Origin of the sequence: Porphyromonas asaccharolytica DSM 20707 (genome assembly GCF_000212375.1) — a bacterium.
Lineage (GTDB): Bacteria > Bacteroidota > Bacteroidia > Bacteroidales > Porphyromonadaceae > Porphyromonas > Porphyromonas asaccharolytica.
Genome location: NC_015501.1, coordinates 1 through 15,496, shown reverse-complemented (window position 1 = coordinate 15,496; position 15,496 = coordinate 1). Strand labels below are relative to the sequence as shown.

Sequence of the window (15,496 nt, the reverse complement as noted above, 5' to 3'; positions counted from 1 at the left end):
TATGAACTCAAAACCACGCATAGCGATCCTTGCCATCTCTCCCGATGGTCAAAAGATCGCACTACAGATAGCGAGCCAACTGCCCGACGTAAAGCTCTATACGACACACAGTGAGGAGCCTAGCGAGGCATTCACTCTGCTGCCCAGCCTTGCCGAGGGGGCTAAGAGTCTCTTTGCCGAGAGCGATGTCTTACTCTTTGTCTCCGCCATGGGGATCTGCGTTCGCACCATTGCCCCACTGCTCAGAGACAAGCATCATGATCCTGCGGTCCTCTGCGTAGACACCACGGGGAGGTACGTCATCTCCGTTGCTTCGGGACACATCGGCGGTGCCAACGAGTGGACCGAACGCATCGCACACATACTAGGTGCCGAGCCAGTCATCACCACGCAGAGCGACCGTCAGGGGCTGTGGGCGTTAGACACTTTGGGCGCTGAGAGCGGGTGGAGCAGCGAGACCGCCGGCTGTAGTATGAACGCTGCCATCACCACCTTTGTCAATAAGCGCCCCGTCGCTCTGCTCCTTGAGATGCGCTCCGAGGGTACCGCCTATCTAGAGCGCACCCACCCAGAGCATGTGGACCTTTACTACCGCTACGAGGATATTGACCAAAGCCGCTACGACCTCCTCATAGCGGTGAGCTTCCGCTTGTTGGAGGACTTGACGATCCCTTGTCTCTACTTCCGCCCGCCACTCCTGCACCTCGGTGTGGGTTGTCGTCATCAGGCAAGTCCCGAGGGTGTCGTGGCGCATATCCTCTCCGATATTCGTGCCCAGGGGTACGCCCCTAGTGCCATCGCCACGATCAATAGCATCGAGCTCAAGCGAGGCGAACCGATCCTCGAGGAGCTCTCCAAGCACTTAGGTAAGCCTTGCCACTTCTACAGTAGCGACGAGCTAGCCGCCATCGAGGTACCCAACCCCTCAGAGCGTGTCGCCACCGCCACGGGTTCGACGAGCGTCAGCGAAGCCTCCGCACTCGCAGCCAGTCAGGGCGGACTCCTGATTATAGAAAAGCAAAAGGGCTGTCTCTCCCCGCAGAGCGACTTTACCTATAGTCTTGCCGTAGCTCCCGAGGGGTTGCCCCACGGACATATAGAGATCGTTGGGGCGGGACCGGGAGACCCAGAGCTAATATCCGTGCGTGGTAAGCACTTCCTCGAGCGAGCCGACCTGATCCTCTATGCTGGTAGCTTAGTCCCTATCGAGCTAACCTACTATGCTAAGGAGGGTGCCACCGTGAGAAGCTCTGCCGATATGAACCTCGAGGAGCAGTTCGCCTTGATGAAGGAGTTTTACGACAAGCACGCTCTCATCGTGCGGCTACACACGGGAGACCCCGCCATCTTTGGCGCTATCCAGGAGCAGATGGCACTCTTTGACGAGGCAGGTATGAGTTACCACATCACGCCCGGCATCTCCTCCTTCCTAGCCGCCGCAGCAGAGCTTAGGTCTCAGTTTACCATCCCCGAGCGTGTGCAGACCATCATCCTAACTCGAGGCGGCGGTCGCACGCCAATGCCTGAGCGAGAGCAACTGCACAAGCTCGCTGCCTCGCAGAGCACGATGTGCATCTACCTCAGTGCCACCCTTGCCGAGGAGGTGCAGCGGGAGCTGCTCGTTCACTACCCACCCACGACACCCGTGGCGGTCTGCTACAAGCTCACTTGGCCTGAGCAGCGCATCTATCGTGGCCCACTCTCCGAGCTAGCGCAGATCGTTCGCGAGCACCACCTCACGCTCACCACACTGATGGTCGTCGGGGATGCTATCGACAATCGTGCGGGGCTCTCCAAGCTCTACAATGACAACTTCAAGCACCTCTTCCGCCGATGAAAGCGCCATACCCGATAGCAATCGTCTCCCTCGGCAGCGCCACGCCTGAGGATATCTCCATGCGTGCCTATGGCAAGCTCCAGGCGGCAGACGAGATCTATTGCCTAGGCGAGGCAGCTCACCGCATTGTTGCTGCGCTACCCGAAGGTACTGTCCTCGCTCAGCGCTGTCAGATCCTAGAGATCCCGATGAGCAGTGACCGAACAGAGGCGATCCGCTACTACGAGCAGCTTGCTACTCGACTGCTAGATCAGCAGGGTAGGGGACTTGCTTGTAGCGTCGTCACCATCGGCGATGCCGGCACCTACGCTACGGTGCAGTATCTCGTTGACCTCCTACGTCAGGCTGGTGCTGCGATGGAGGTTGTGCCGGGGATACCCTATTACATAGCTGCGGCGGCAGCTGTCGGCGAGGGGCTGGTGCGCCAAGATGAGTCGCTCCTTGTGCTGAGTAAAGTCGCCAGTGAGTCACAGCTTCGCGAAGCACTAGTGCAGGGACATACGGTGGTAGTGATGAAGCTCTCGCGCTGTGCCGACATCGTTCGTGAGGTGATAGCAGAGGACAACAACGACTTCATCTATGCCGAGCATCTTGGCAATCCCGCTCTAGAGCTACTCACCAGTGATCGGGAGACGCTTCTCACTCGTCAGTCCATCCCTTACTTCTCGCTCATCATCGTACGTCCCAGCCGAAGCATTCCCCAATAAGTTGCTTTCGTACCGCAGGAACGTGTAACGATTTGCTTTCTAAGTTCATATGCAAGTAAAAAGCGAAGTTTTTTCTCGTTTCGCAAGCTCGGTCGACTTCTCTTCGGGTGAACCGCTCGGCGGGGTGGAAGCTCCCACCGTAGGGGCGGACCTGTGTGTCCGCCCGTCCTCACCTGAGCGCAGTCTATTCTGCGGGCGGACACGCAGGTCCGCCCCTACACAAGCTACGTCAGCACGACAATTCTACTCATCAAATGCTGTAACCCCGATCTCCGTAGGAGCGGACCTGTGTGTCCGCCCGTCCTCACCTGAGTGCAGTCTATTCTGCGGGCGGACACGCAGGTCCGCCCCTACACAAGCTACGTCAGCACGACTATTCTACTCATCAAACGCTGTAACCCCGATCTCCGTAGGAACGGACCTGTGTGTCCGCCCGTCCTCACCTGAGTGCAGTCTATTCTGCGGGCGGACACGCAGGTCCGCCCCTACACGAATCACACCAACACGACGAATCATAGCCGTGGGTCGGAGGGGCAAAGCTCCGAACGACCCACGGATGCTGGACAGCGCCAGGTCTATCGCCCCCTTGAGGGTCTGACTAAACGAATCTACAGCTCTATCTAATCACTAATCCGATAGCCACGTGGAAAATCTAAAATCTCCACGTGGCTATTTTTTATTTTCCACGTGGAGGCGAAACGATTCCTCCGAAGTTTCATTTGATTCCTCCGAAGTTTCATTTCGTCTCCACGTGGAGAATTTTTATTTCCTCCCTAGGTATTTGAAAATATCCACGTGGAGATTAGAGATTAGAGGTTAGAAGTTAGAGATTAGAGGGGGTGGCGGAGCGATCGTTACTTGTGAGATTTTTCTCAGATCTAGAAAGTGCGATCAGTTGCTCGGCAACGCTTTTTTTACTACCTTTGTGGCGTATAAAAGCTCCTTTAACCAAGATCGTTACTTTTGTGGTTGGGATGCCTGCTTCTATTGATTTTCCCTACTGGTGTATGAATAGATATCCTGCAATCGTTGTACAGCTCTTAGCTCTGCTACTGCCAGCTACGCTGATAGCGCAGACCAGCGCATCGACACCGACCGACACGCTTGCTTGGGCAGCGGTAGACTCGCTCTCGGTCCTTAATCTAGATGAGGTGGTCGTGACGGGTACTGGTACGAACTACCTCCTCAAGAATGCACCCGTGCAGACCGAGATCATCAATGCGAAGACGCTAGAGAGCTACGGATCAGCGACACTTACGGAAATTCTCTCGGGCCTAATTCCATCGATAGACTTTAGCCATAGTGATATGGGTACCGCTATGCAGATGGGTGGTTTGGGTAGCCAGTACATCCTCATTCTCGTCGATGGCAAGAGACTCATGAGCGACCTGGGGGGGCAGACGAACCTAGATATGGTTGACCCGACCCGCATCGAGCGCATCGAAGTGGTCAAGGGAGCTGCCTCCGCACTCTATGGTAGTGATGCTATCGCAGGTGTCATCAATATCATCACCAAGAAGAGCCGTGACAACCTATCCATAGACAATAGTACGCGCATCGCCTCTTATGGCGTGGTCAACCAGTCCAACGCTTTTCAGTATAAGGTGGGTGACTGGACGACGCTGACCGACTTTAATCTCAAGCACTCGGACGGCTGGCAAAACACAACCTGCGAGGATCCAAATCGATACGAATATCCCATAACGAACTCGGTCAATAACACCTCCAACCCCTACCTAGACTGGCAGATAGGACAGCATCTCTACTGGCGACAGGGCAAGCCTCTCTCTGCCTATGTAGAGGGCAACTACTATCGTAAGGATATTCATCGCCCTACGGGTATACCTGACTACAAGACCTACGACTTCCGCTATCATAACACCTCGGTAGGTGCTGGTATGCGCTGGCAGACGCCACAGGGAGCGGTCTTGACGGCTCAGATGCAGTACTATATGCATGCTTACTACTATGTCTACACGGGTGAGACCTGGGCGAAGGAGTTCCTGCCTGGGGGTAAGGAGCTGAGCTTCCCCTACTTCCCTGGAGATGTGGGGCTACAGAGCAATCAGCAGCGCATCACGACACAACTCAAGGGGGTCTTCGCACTGCCCTTCGACCAGAGACTCAGTGCTGGTGTAGACCTGCATCACAACTGGCTCATAGCACCGCACCGACTAGATGAGGATCGTGTGGATGACTTCCGTGCGGGACTCTACCTACAGGATGAGTGGACACCTACGCGCAGCTTTAACCTAACAGCAGGGGCTAGACTAACTTATCACCCAGCTTTTGGCGCTAAGTTTACGCCTAAGGTCTCTCTCCTCTACAAGCTAGGTCCTGTCAATCTGCGAGCTACTTACTCCGAGGGCTTTAAGACCCCAACGATCAAGGAGCTCCACTATCGATACATTCGCCAGATGGCGATGATCGTACTTCATCTAGGCAACCCACACCTGAAGGCACAGACCAGTCGTTACATCTCGGGTAGTGTCGAGTACCATAATCCTATTGTCAATGTGAGTGTCACGGGGTATGCCAACTTCCTCAACAATATGATCACCCTCGTGACGATCCCACGCTCGGAGGCACCTAGTGATCTCCTTGTCTCGTACAATCCTAACCGCATTCGCCAATACAAGAATATGGACAGTGCCAAGACTTATGGTGCTGATGTTACTGCCAAGTGGCGCATCTACAAGCAGTGGACGCTGATGACTAGCTATAGCTACCTCAATACGGATGCACTCCTCTACGATGACGAGAAGGGCGAGATGCGTCAGGTCACGATCGATGGTATGGCGCATCACCGCGCTACCGTGGGACTATCGTGGAGCGAAGCCTTCCTCCATCAGCGGTACAAGCTCGCCGTGGGTCTCTACGGACGTATGCAGAGTACCCGCTACTATCAGGATGATGGCAATGGTAAGCCCTACCATCTATGGCGTCTCAACACGCAGCAGACGATCATACCTAATGAGAACTGGTCTCTCGACCTCAACATTGGCGTGGACAACTTGCTCAACTACTACGAGACTACACCACACGGTCTGCATTACGGTACCTCGACACCGGGACGTACGCTCTACATGACGATGAGCGTACACTTCGGGCGAGCTAAACAGATCACACCGACTAAGCGCTCCTCTCGTCATGCGCAGTCTCAAGAGGATGAAGAGGACTAGACAAATCATCGTTTTCCCCCCTAACGCACTACACTTTATCAAGCCAACACACACACAAATATAAAATAACTTATAACCCCTATCAACAATGAAGAAGCTATTGACAATCTTATCACTCTGCGCTCTAGGACTGACACTCCTGACCTGCGTAGGCTGCCAGGAGGACAACAACCTAGCTCTCTCAAATCACGACAAGAAGCTGCAGGCTGTAACCAAGGAGGTGCAGGCAAAGAAGACCACAGACAAGGCTCTACTCCTTGTCTCTTTCGGTAGTACCTGGGATAAGCCTCAGGAGACCTTTAAGAAGATACAGGCTCGCTTTAAGGAGCAGTTCCCAGACAGAGACCTCTACTTCTCCTTTACCTCAGAGATCTGTATGACACGCTGCGCTCAGAAGGGATGGAACTACTATTCCCCCAACTTCTATCTAGAGGCTCTCGGAGCTGCTGGATACAAGGACATAGCAGTGCAGTCACTACACATCGTACCTGGTGAGGAGTTCCTACGTGTCAAGAACTACATCAAGGACTTCCGTAACAACGGTGAGCACCCTGAGTTTGCCAAGACGACCGTGTACCTCGCTGGTCCGCTACTAGAGACTGAAGAGGACTGCAAGATAGTCGCTGGTGAGCTACACAAGATCTATGGCAAGGAGGTTGCTGCTGGCAAGCTCGTTAGCTTCATGGGACACGGTAACCCCGAGGACATGAACTACGGTAATGGTAACTCTCGCTATCCTATGATCGAGAAGGAGCTACAGAAGCTCAGCCCCAACTACTTCGTCGCTACCGTCGATATGGAGGGCAACCTTGTAGACGACCTGATCGCTCGCGCTAAGAAGGCTGGCAAGACCTCTGGCGCGATGCTCCTACACCCGCTCATGTCTATCGCTGGTGATCACGCCAACAATGACCTCAAGGGCGGTGTCGATCCTCAGAATCCTGAGGAGGGAAGCTGGCGCTATGAGATGAACAAGGCTGGCTTCAAGTGTACGCTAGATGGCTGCACGATGAATGGACTAGCTGACTATCCCGCTATCGTCAATGTCTGGGTAAGCCACATGACGAAGGCTCTTGCCAACGAACCTCTCTACACGCCTGAAGAGGACTAATCCTAAGCCAAGCGCCTAGTGACTGTGGCATCGCGCCTCAGTCGTACGGTGGCATCATGCAATCAGTCCCCCATATACACGGATCGTATATGGGGGACTGTGCTACTTATGGGATATATCTTCACAACCTCCTATGATATCTACAGCTCTAGAAGAGACCTCTGCACTGCTCACACAGCTGGAGCTGCGTCGTGAGCCTGAGTATGCCGACTTTATGGCACGACGCACCAAAGTCTCCTCACGACCCGAGAGCGTCCTCGGCATTCGTATGAAGTGGCTCCGACAAGCCATAAGGCAGCTCAGTGCTTTGCTCACGCTCGACGAAGCCTTCGAGCTACTCCACGAGAGAGCCGTCGTATGGTATGAGTACAAAATCATCTTCGGTGGCGTCATCGGTCGTCTAGCCTCGGCTGCTGAAGGACTTCCTCTCCTCTATCCCCTCTGTGATGGCTGGGCGGTGCCTGACTACTACAAGGAGGTACTAGCAGGCTGGGCGAGGAGAGACGACGCGGAGCGACAGATAGTCCTTCGCTCGATGGCTGAGTATGCTCACGACGCCAATCCCTACGCACGTCGTCTCACCATCGTTGCGTGGCTCGACCTCATACGTCACGGCTTAGCCACGCCTAGGACGGCACTAGATCATGTCGTACCACTGCAGCATGACGAGACGTACTATGTCCGGATGGCGATAGCGTGGCTTCTTGGCGAGATAACGCTCACGGACGACGCCTCCCTCGTCGAAGCCATCCGCACAGAGATCACGGACGACACGGTGCTACGTATGTACCAGCAGAAGCTTCGCGACTCCCGCCGTAGGGCGCGCTAGTACCTATCAAGTGTATTATAATTCCTCCAGTCGAAGGAGCAGCGCTCCGAACGACTGGAGGAATAATTGAAAAAGTGCGTAGCACGCTAGCGAAGGACGACCTTGCGGACGAGCGTTGTGTCACGCCCCTGGATGACTACCATAAGGGTCTCGCCAGTCGTACCGATCACACGTAGGGTATTGCTACCAGAGCTGCGTAGTGTACCTGTGAGGTCGTAGATAGAGATGACACCCTCGGCGGTGACGTTGAGCACCCCGTCAGCAGTCGCGATCTGGACGGTCGGGGCGAGAGGTCGCTGACAGCTGGTAGGTAGAGGAGCCTCTTCGAGAGGCTTGATCTGGGCAAACGCCTCTGCGTAGGCTGGTATCGCCTTATATGCCTCGATGCTCTCCTTGGGTACGTAGAGTGTAGCGTTGTCAGGAAGCTGATCGAAAGTGCCCTCTGTGCGGTACCCTCCAGCAGAGCCTCGTGGAGTAGCCTCAGGAGGAGTGGTGGCACGTATGATCACTGTGGCGAGTGCGTTGTTGCCCTTGAGGGCATTATTCTTCAACGTCTTGACTGTAGCAGGCAGGTCTAAGTAGATCAAGCTAAAGCACTGTGAGAAGGCACTGACACCAATCTCCTCAAAGCCCTCGTCGAGGATAAGTTCCTCGACACAGATGTCGTTATAGACAGCTCTATCGGAGACCGCTCTGATACCACTGGGGAGGTGTATGGTTCGTCCACCTTGTCGTCCATTAGGCATGAAGAGGAGCGAGTTACTGGCCTTTTCGATGAGGAGATTGTCTCGTACCTCATAGGTGGGGTTATCTTCACTAAGGGTGATGGTCTGTAGATAGAATGCGTTGTAGATAGCGCACGGAGCAAATGAGCGTAGCGATGCGGGTAGAGCAAGCTGCGTGATCTTAGCGCCGCTAATGCTGGCCTCCTTCATCACCTCGATCTGGTCACCGAGCTTTAGATCCCGTAGTTCAGTCGCCCATATAGCTGCTTCGCCGAGCTCTTTGATCCCGTCCGCCAGGATCAAGGTCTGTAGTGTGACGTTTGATAGCTTATCCGCTTTAATAGCTTCGTCAGCTATGTACTCAGTCTTAGAGAGTATGGGGTCTTTTGTCATATCCAGCTCTGGCATAGTGCCTATGAAGCTCAGAAGCGTATTGCTAGCCCCGTCATAGATGTAGCTCATACGTGAGACGCCTGTCTCCTGAGGCATCGGGAGGATTTGCTTGAAGAGCTTCCAGCCATCAGCCGTCTTGTACTGCTCGATAGCATCTTCGGGTACATAGAGCTTGCACTGCTCGACATTGACCCCCTGGAGCGCATCGGTGCCGATCACTTCGGGTGGAAAGCTGCGGTAGGAGTAGATCTCCTCTAGTCCTGTACAGTTGAAGAATGCGTTGGTGTTGAAGCGAGACATATCCTGAGGAATGTAAAGTCGCTTGATCGACTTACAGTTGTCAAAAGCACGAGCCGCTGTCCCTAATACGGTAAAGGGGATCACAAACTCTTCGTCTGTCTTGGCCCGTGGGTATTGCTCTAGGTACCAGCTCCCTAAGAGATCGCTGTAGAGTACGCCACTCACGGCAAAGTAGGTCTCACACCCCTTCTCGACATCAAAGTGGGCGAGCTGGCGGCAGTTGTAAAAAGCATACTCGCCCAGTGCCTCTAGTGTCTTCGGTAGCGTGACGCGCTTGAGCTTAGCACAGCCACTGAAGGCGGAGCCGCCTATACTGGTCACCTTCTTGAAGTCTACAGACTGCAGATTCTTACAGGCTAGGAAGCTCTCCTCACCGATCGACTCGAGATGATCGCTCCAAGAGATCTTCTGTAACATGTTGCAGTCAGCAAACGCTTCTCCCTGAATCTCTCGGCAGGAGTTAGGTAGCACAACCTCTCTCAAGTCGCGACGAGCTCTAAAAGCGCCGTCGCCGATGATCTCTACAGCGGCAAAGGCTGTGTCCTTAGTGAGGTCTATCGTCTCCTCATCTCCAGACCACTCGGTCAGAGTCTTCTTGTCTTCACTCAGCTTGTAGGAACTCACGGGATAGGTCTGAGCCGAGAGCCCCCACGCCAGTGTGCAGAGGATTAGTGATAGCAGGGTAATCTTTCTTTGCATAGCTATTATGTGGTTAGATAAATTGGATAGATCTAGTGTGGTGTGTGCTAAAGCACTAAGCGAATGTACTAAATCTTTTTCAAGTGGCAAGATCCATTAGCAAGAGCTTGGCTCAAAAACAAAAGGACTCAACCGCTTTTGCTCAGCGATTGAGTCCTTTCGTTGTGGGCGCCTGTTGGATAGCCGTTGGGGCTAACCCCTTTTATGAAGGAGCTAGAGGGTGGCGCCGAGCTGCTTGAGCTGCTGCTGTACCTCGTCGATGCGTAGCAGGGCATCGCTCTCTTTCTTGCGCTCGAGGGCGACAACTTCGGGCTTGGCATTGGCGACAAACTTCTCGTTGGAGAGCTTCTTGCGAACTCCTGCGAGGAACTTCTCCTGATGCGCTAGCTCGCCACGCAGACGCTCTACGGTCTTCTCGACATCGATGGCACCCGCCAGCTCGACGGAGTAGGGGACTGTGCCGATGATGAAGTGCTCGGCCGTATGCTCTTCCGACTGATGCGCCTCCGCCTTCGTGAGGGCAGAGAGGTTGGCCAGCTTGATGACTAGCTCGCTCATACGCTCGGGATGCTCGCCACTGGTGGTGAGCGCAAGCGACTGCTTGGTCGCTATCTGATGTGCACTGCGTATGCTACGTATCTTGGTGATCAGATCGACGGCATGCTCCATGTCGGCGAGTAGCTGCTTATCCGCCTGTAGCGTATCGTCTAGATGAGCGTACATGATGGACTCACCCTCCTGGCGAGGTGCTACGTCCTGCCAAAGCTCCTCCGTGATGAACGGCATGAAGGGGTGCAGCAAGATGAAGATCTGCTCGAAGTAGTGGATCGTTCGTTCGTAAACCTTACGGCTCATGCTGGTGCCGTAGGCTGGCTTGATAGCCTCTAGGTAAAGACCGGAGAAGTCGTCTCGGACGAGCTTGTAGAGGAGCGTGACGGCGTCGCTGATGCGATACTTGTCGAAGAGGTCGTCTAGCTCGCTCATCGTCGAGGCGAGTAGAGACTCAAACCACTCCATAGCTATTAGGCTAGCTGCGTCTGGCTTGACTTCGTCGGAGACACTCTGCGTCTTGAGGAAGCGGTAGCTATTCCAGATCTTATTGCAGAAGTTGCGTCCCTGCTCCACAAGGCTCTCGTCGTAGAGGAGGTCATTGCCGGCAGAGGTGGCCATCATAAGTCCTAGGCGCACGCCATCGGCTCCGTACTTGTCCATCAGGTCAATGGGGTCTGGCGAGTTGCCGAGCGACTTAGACATCTTGCGTCCTTTGTCGTCACGGACGATACCAGTTAGGTAGACCTTGTCAAAGGGACGATCTCCCATAAAGTGATACCCCGCCATGATCATACGGGCTACCCAGAAGAAGAGGATGTCAGGTCCTGTGACTAGGACGGAGGTGGGGTAGAAGTATTTGAGATCTTCCGTTGGCTCAGAGCCATCGATCTTGCCAAAGAGGCTGATAGGCCATAGCCAGGAGGAGAACCACGTGTCGAGACAGTCAGACTCTTGGCTGAGCTGTTCGATCGTTAGGCTGTTGTCGCCTGTCTCTTGCTTTGCTTTTGCCAAAGCCTCCTCAGCTGTAGCCGCTACGACGAACTGTCCGTTGGGCAGGTAGTAAGCTGGTATGCGATGTCCCCACCAAAGCTGACGGCTGATGCACCAGTCCTTGATGTTCTCCAGCCAGTAGCGATAGGTGTTGACAAACTTCTTGGGTACAAGCTGTACGGTATCCTCAAGGACTGCCTGTAAAGCGGGCTTGGCTAGCTCGGACATCTTGAGGAACCACTGCATCGACAGCTTTGGCTCGATCGCTACATCGGTGCGCTCGCTGTAGCCGACGCGGTTGTTGTAGTCCTCTTCGTGGTCGAGCAAGCCAGCCTCTTTGAGGTCTACGACGATCTCCTTGCGGACTGCGAAGCGATCTTTGCCCGCGTACTTGCCACCGTGCTCATTGAGCGTGCCGTCGTTGTTGAAGATGTCGATTGTCTCCAGCTGATGCGTGATGCCGAGCTGGTAGTCGTTGATGTCGTGGGCTGGAGTGACCTTGAGACAGCCCGTACCGAACTCTAGATCTACGTATTCATCCTCGATGATCGGGACGGAGCGACCTACGAGTGGGACGATGACTCGCTTACCACGCAGATGGTGGTAGCGAGGATCTGTCGGATTGATACAGACGGCCGTGTCGCCCATGATCGTCTCGGGGCGTGTCGTCGCTACGATGATGTAATCCTCAGTACCCTCGATGAAGTAGCGAAGGTAGTAGAGCTTGCCCTGATGCTCCTTGAAGATAACCTCCTCGTCCGAGAGTGCCGTCTGTGCCTTGGGGTCCCAGTTGACCACGCGTACCCCACGGTAGATGAGTCCCTCCTCGTAGAGCTTGCAGAAAACATTGATGACCGACTCTGAGCGCTCCTCATCTAGGGTAAAAGCTGTACGACTCCAGTCGCACGATACACCTAATCTGCGCAACTGGCTGAGGATGATGCCGCCATACTTGTCGGTCCACTCCCAAGCATGCTTGAGGAAGTCCTCTCGTGTGAGCTGATTCTTCTGAATGCCTTGCTTAGCAAGCTGCTCTACCACCTTAGCCTCCGTCGCGATCGAGGCGTGGTCGGTGCCAGGCACCCAGCAAGCGTTGTAACCCGATATGCGAGCACGACGGATGAGTATGTCCTGGATCGTGTTATTGAGCATATGCCCCATGTGCAGTACGCCCGTCACGTTGGGCGGGGGCATGATGATCGTGTAGGGCTTCTTGCTGTGATCCACGTGTGCCTCAAAGAGCTTGTGGTCTAGCCAGTACTGGTACCACTTAGTCTCGACACCCGCAGGATCGTAGACACTAGTTATCTGAGAAGTGATAGAATCGTCTTGCATTGCTTATAGTCTGTCGTGATATTTGCGTACAAAGGTACTGAAATATCACTCCTTGATACCCAAACGCTCTAGGAATCTTTGACGAGATACGATAAAACGCTCATGTGTAGCCTGAGCCACAACGCCCGCTTGATCGGTTGCCTCAATAGCAAAGGTGAGTTTGCGTCCCTCTATCGAGGAGAGTTGTGCTGTGACCGTGATCGTCTCTCCGATGGGTGTCGCATGCTGGTGGTCGGTCGTGATCATCGTGCCGACGGTCGTCGAGCCCTCCTCGGTATAGTTGCGGGCGAGAAGCATAGCTGCGTTTTCCATAAAGGCGATCAGTGCCGGTGTGGCGAGGACGGGCATGTCGCCAGATCCCATCTCAGCAGCACTGTGCTTAGGCTCGATGAGGTATTGCTTGGTTAGGGTGGTTGCTTTTCTTTCCATATTCATATATCGATTACTGGTTGTCACAAGTTATAGTGTTGCTGTCGGGGCTTAGGTGGTAGGTGCGCTGCTCCTCCGCTACATAGCAGGAGGAGCCCTCAGAGAAGTCTAGCTTGTGTCCCTCTTGGCTTACCCAGCCAATTTGGCGAGCTGGGTTGCCCACGACCAGGGCGTAGGGCGCCACATCACGGATCACGACCGTACCTGCGCCAATCATAGCGTAAGCACCAATCTTAACCCCGCAAAGGATCGTCGCATTGGCCCCGATAGAGGCTCCTCGGCCTATATGTGTGGGGCGAAACTCGTGCTTTCGTGAGACCGCCGCACGCGGATTGATCACATTGGTGAAAACGCACGAAGGTCCTAGGAAAACCTCCTCTTCGCAATGAACTCCTGTGAAGAGCGTGACATTATTCAGGACACGGCAGCGGTCGCCTAGACGAACTTCTGGCTGGACGACAACGTTTTGTCCTAGATGACACTGCGCCCCGATGACAGCATCGTGCATGATATGGCAGAAGTGCCAGATAGTCGTACCCGCACCAATGTGCGCCCCCTCGTCAATGATCGTCGTGGGGTCTATGTATCCTGTCTTGGTAGCACGGGGTGGGTGTGGCATAGGGGAGGAGCTTTGGAGACTACTTGATCAGCGACTCGATAGCGGTGAGGTCTGAACGGTAAGCCGTGGAGACCTCTGCTTGATCCTCTACTACCTTGCAGCTGTGTAGCACAGTGGCGTGCGAGCGGCCACCGAGCAGTTCGCCGATAGCACTGAGCGATTGATCCGTATAGCGCTTCGCAAAGTACATAATCATCTGCCTCGCCTGAGCCACGTCAGCCTTTCTCGAGCGACTGCGCACCAGCTCTATCGGCACATGATAGTATTCGCACACCGTCTTCTCAATCATAGAGACCGTGATCTCTTTCTTCTCTTGCTTGACCGTCTGGCTGACGATCTTCTTGACAAAAGAGGAGGTAACGTCGCAACCCTCCACCGCAGCACGGGTGATAAGCGAAAAGAAGACTCCCTGCAGGCCACGGATGCTGCTGGTCACTGTGCGGGCTATGTAGTCGATCATCTCTTGGGGTAGTATGCTCCCGCTCTCCTCGCTCTTGTGGCGGAGGTACTCTCTGCGGAGGTCGTAGTCAGGACGCTCTACCTCTATCGTCAGGCTACCCGCTATACGTGAGATAAGTCGCTCCTCAAGTCCCGCCAGGTTGACTGGTGCCGTATCGCTCGTCAGGACGATCTGCTTGCCCAGCATGTAGAGGTGGTTGAAGACTTGGAAGAAGGTGAGTTGTGTCTTCTTCTTGGCGATCAGCCCCTGTATGTCGTCGATGAGGAGTACATCAACCTGCTGGTAGAAGTTGATAAAGTCGTTGGTCGTATTGGCTCTTGTGGCGGCGACGTACTGCATCTCAAACATATGAGAGGAGACGTAGAGCACCTTTAGCTCAGGGTACAGCTCTCTGATCCGTAGTCCGATCGCATGGCACAGGTGTGTCTTACCGACACCTGAAGGGCCATAGATAAAGCACGGGTTGAGGGCCCCTTGTCCAGGCTTCTCAGCAATAGAGCGAGCGATGGAGCTGGCGGTGCGATTGGACTCCCCCTGATAGTAGGTGTCAAAGCTCAGCTGAGGCTTGAGCTGCGAGTCAAAGTCTGGCAGCTGACGTGGCTCTGTCTTCAGTGCGGCGGCAGCTCCGTTGGCATTGATCGTATAGGCACCAGCAGCACCGTAAGCATTGCTCGCATAGCTCTGCGTGGGCAGCGTTACGGACGAGTTCTTGCGGTGAGAGGCTGCGCTGTCTACAAGCGCCTTGTACTTGAGGACTACGTTAGGACCGACGATACGCTGGAGTACCTGCTTGAGCTCGTTGATGAAGTGTGTCTCGATGTACTCACAGAAGAACTGACTAGGCACACCGAGCGTCATCTCCACTCCGATGAGTGAGACTGGCTTGATGTGTGGAAACCAAGCGTTGTAGACCTCTGGTTGGATCATCGCTTGAAGGAGGACTGTACACTCAGACCACGCCCGCAGGGCAGCTTCTCTGTCAGTCATAATTAAGTAGTCAAGTATATGATAGTAGTCGATGTAAAGTGAGACTGTTATCTTCGCAACAGTAGGATAGTCAAGTGACCCAAGAGGAAGATCCTTTGTGAAGGATCACTTTTCACTTGCAAAGATCCTAACTTTGACGATGCCATGCAACAGGACAAAACGACAAAAACACTTCTCCGCCCGTCTATCTGTATTGTTGTCAAAGGGTTAGGATATAGAGTTGTTGACAACCAATACGTTTGATCTAATTGCTTATGGGTTAGACTATTATAATGATATAACTGAGCTATAAGTCTAGTAATAGACAATCAAGAATAAGAGCTATCTAGAGGATTACGAAT

General features: G+C 54.0%; 10 protein-coding genes. 5 read left to right on the top strand and 5 right to left on the bottom strand.

The genetic code is table 11. The annotated features are described in order from the left end of the window. The first annotated feature begins 1 nt into the window (after position 1). From cobM to PORAS_RS00030, 5 genes are all read left to right on the top strand, one after another. Complete coding sequence (cobM, locus tag PORAS_RS00050) at positions 2 to 1,837, top strand: precorrin-4 C(11)-methyltransferase (RefSeq protein ID WP_013759702.1); 1,836 nt, start codon at positions 2 to 4, stop codon at positions 1,835 to 1,837. Beyond that, a complete protein-coding gene (locus PORAS_RS00045) occupies positions 1,834 to 2,544 on the top strand; it encodes a precorrin-2 C(20)-methyltransferase (protein ID WP_013759701.1) in 711 nt (236 codons plus the stop codon). Before cobM ends, PORAS_RS00045 begins: the two co-directional genes overlap by 4 nt. A 1,007-nt stretch (positions 2,545 to 3,551) precedes the next feature. After that, on the top strand, positions 3,552 to 5,726 hold the full coding sequence (locus PORAS_RS00040; protein ID WP_052306455.1) for a TonB-dependent receptor plug domain-containing protein: 2,175 nt from the start codon (positions 3,552 to 3,554) through the stop codon (positions 5,724 to 5,726). An 88-nt stretch (positions 5,727 to 5,814) separates the two neighbouring features. Beyond that, positions 5,815 to 6,837 (top strand): sirohydrochlorin cobaltochelatase, encoded by a 1,023-nt coding sequence (locus PORAS_RS00035; protein WP_004331086.1) that lies wholly within the window; start codon positions 5,815 to 5,817, stop codon positions 6,835 to 6,837. 133 nt (positions 6,838 to 6,970) lie between these two features. Beyond that, a complete protein-coding gene (locus PORAS_RS00030; RefSeq protein WP_013759698.1) occupies positions 6,971 to 7,666 on the top strand; it encodes a DNA alkylation repair protein in 696 nt (231 codons plus the stop codon). An 86-nt stretch (positions 7,667 to 7,752) separates the two neighbouring features. Here the strand turns inward: PORAS_RS00030 and PORAS_RS00025 are convergent, their stop codons facing one another. The 5 genes from PORAS_RS00025 to dnaA all read right to left on the bottom strand — a co-directional run bounded on the left by PORAS_RS00025 (position 7,753) and on the right by dnaA (position 15,155). Further along, positions 7,753 to 9,783, bottom strand: coding sequence for a leucine-rich repeat domain-containing protein (locus PORAS_RS00025; protein ID WP_013759697.1), 2,031 nt, complete (start codon positions 9,781 to 9,783; stop codon positions 7,753 to 7,755). 213 nt (positions 9,784 to 9,996) lie between these two features. Then, on the bottom strand, positions 9,997 to 12,660 hold the full coding sequence (locus PORAS_RS00020) for a valine--tRNA ligase (protein ID WP_013759696.1): 2,664 nt from the start codon (positions 12,658 to 12,660) through the stop codon (positions 9,997 to 9,999). Between the two features lie 45 nt (positions 12,661 to 12,705). Then, positions 12,706 to 13,089 (bottom strand): thioesterase family protein, encoded by a 384-nt coding sequence (locus PORAS_RS00015; RefSeq protein WP_245528027.1) that lies wholly within the window; start codon positions 13,087 to 13,089, stop codon positions 12,706 to 12,708. A gap of 13 nt (positions 13,090 to 13,102) precedes the next feature. Beyond that, positions 13,103 to 13,708, bottom strand: coding sequence for an acyltransferase (locus PORAS_RS00010; protein ID WP_013759694.1), 606 nt, complete (start codon positions 13,706 to 13,708; stop codon positions 13,103 to 13,105). Positions 13,709 to 13,727: 19 nt separating this feature from the next. Beyond that, positions 13,728 to 15,155, bottom strand: a complete 1,428-nt coding sequence (gene dnaA / locus PORAS_RS00005; RefSeq protein WP_013759693.1) for a chromosomal replication initiator protein DnaA — start codon at positions 15,153 to 15,155, stop codon at positions 13,728 to 13,730. Positions 15,156 to 15,496: the final 341 nt, after the last annotated feature.

What these genes read in the sequence shown, in the direction of transcription:
- PORAS_RS00045 (WP_013759701.1), top strand. Translation starts at nt 1,834, where the DNA reads ATGAAAGCGCCATACCCGATAGCAATCGTCTCCCTCGGCAGCGCCACG.
- cobM (WP_013759702.1), top strand. Translation starts at nt 2, where the DNA reads ATGAACTCAAAACCACGCATAGCGATCCTTGCCATCTCTCCCGATGGT.
- dnaA (WP_013759693.1), bottom strand. Translation starts at nt 15,155, where the DNA reads ATGACTGACAGAGAAGCTGCCCTGCGGGCGTGGTCTGAGTGTACAGTC.
- PORAS_RS00035 (WP_004331086.1), top strand. Translation starts at nt 5,815, where the DNA reads ATGAAGAAGCTATTGACAATCTTATCACTCTGCGCTCTAGGACTGACA.
- PORAS_RS00040 (WP_052306455.1), top strand. Translation starts at nt 3,552, where the DNA reads ATGAATAGATATCCTGCAATCGTTGTACAGCTCTTAGCTCTGCTACTG.
- PORAS_RS00030 (WP_013759698.1), top strand. Translation starts at nt 6,971, where the DNA reads ATGATATCTACAGCTCTAGAAGAGACCTCTGCACTGCTCACACAGCTG.
- PORAS_RS00010 (WP_013759694.1), bottom strand. Translation starts at nt 13,708, where the DNA reads ATGCCACACCCACCCCGTGCTACCAAGACAGGATACATAGACCCCACG.
- PORAS_RS00015 (WP_245528027.1), bottom strand. Translation starts at nt 13,089, where the DNA reads ATGGAAAGAAAAGCAACCACCCTAACCAAGCAATACCTCATCGAGCCT.
- PORAS_RS00025 (WP_013759697.1), bottom strand. Translation starts at nt 9,783, where the DNA reads ATGCAAAGAAAGATTACCCTGCTATCACTAATCCTCTGCACACTGGCG.
- PORAS_RS00020 (WP_013759696.1), bottom strand. Translation starts at nt 12,660, where the DNA reads ATGCAAGACGATTCTATCACTTCTCAGATAACTAGTGTCTACGATCCT.